General features: G+C 60.7%; 1 protein-coding gene. It reads left to right on the plus strand.

All coding sequences use genetic code 11. The features are described from left to right. Window positions 1-309 precede the first annotated feature (309 nt). The coding region (locus FSO04_RS45870) for a glycine zipper 2TM domain-containing protein (RefSeq protein ID WP_154568021.1) at window positions 310-883 on the plus strand (574 nt) is incomplete at its 3' end.

The raw sequence follows: 883 nt of genomic DNA on the forward strand, positions 1-883 counted from the left end.
CGGCTGTGTTCCGGCACCCCCGTTTGCTTAGTGCCCGGCACACATCAAGCGGTCGACTCAACGTGACGCCGCGACGCCGCTCACCCGTCGAGCGAAGCGTCCGGGAACGCGTCGCAGAGAAACTACACAAGTCAGCAAGGCGATGCTTCACAAGTCAGCAAGGCGATGCGTTTGACTTGAGCGTTGGCGGCGGAACTACTTACACACTGTTACGCGGCGCAGTGAAAATATTCGGCAACGCTTCCTTATACTCCATGCCGAACTTCAACTTTGCCCGCTGACATGCGGCGTCAAGATGTCGAGAGCATCATGTACAACACTCAATTTGCCAAACCAATCTTTTACATCGCGCTCTGCGCAGCTTTACCCCTGAGTGGATGCGTGGTTCCTGGCGCAAACATGCCGTACGGTGCGAGTCCGGCGCAGCCTGCCTATGCGCAACCCGCATATGCCCAGCCGGCGTATGTGCAGCCAACCTATCCACAGCCAGTCGATAGCGCAAGCGCCTATGGCAACGCGCCTCCTGCAAGCTCCGGTTACGGACTTCAGTATGGGGTTGTTTCGGGAATTCAGCCTCTCGCCACATCCAATGCGGTGAGCCCGGGCAGTGTAATGGGCACGGTGGTCGGCGCGGTCGTCGGTGGTGTGGTCGGCAACCAGTTTGGCGGAGGGCATGGCCGCGACGTGGCGACCGTAGTGGGTGCGCTCGGCGGCGCGGTGGCCGGAAATCAGATTGGCCGGCAGTACAGCAATGCGGCCCCGAGCGCGTATCGAATCGTTGTTCAACTCAATGACGGATCGTCACGCTCCTTCGACGTGCCCTCACCCGGCGATCTCCGTCCGGGCGACCGCGTGCGGATTGACGGAAACCGGCTGGACCGTT

The organism is Paraburkholderia madseniana, from assembly GCF_009690905.1.
Taxonomy (GTDB): Bacteria; Pseudomonadota; Gammaproteobacteria; order Burkholderiales; family Burkholderiaceae; genus Paraburkholderia; species Paraburkholderia madseniana.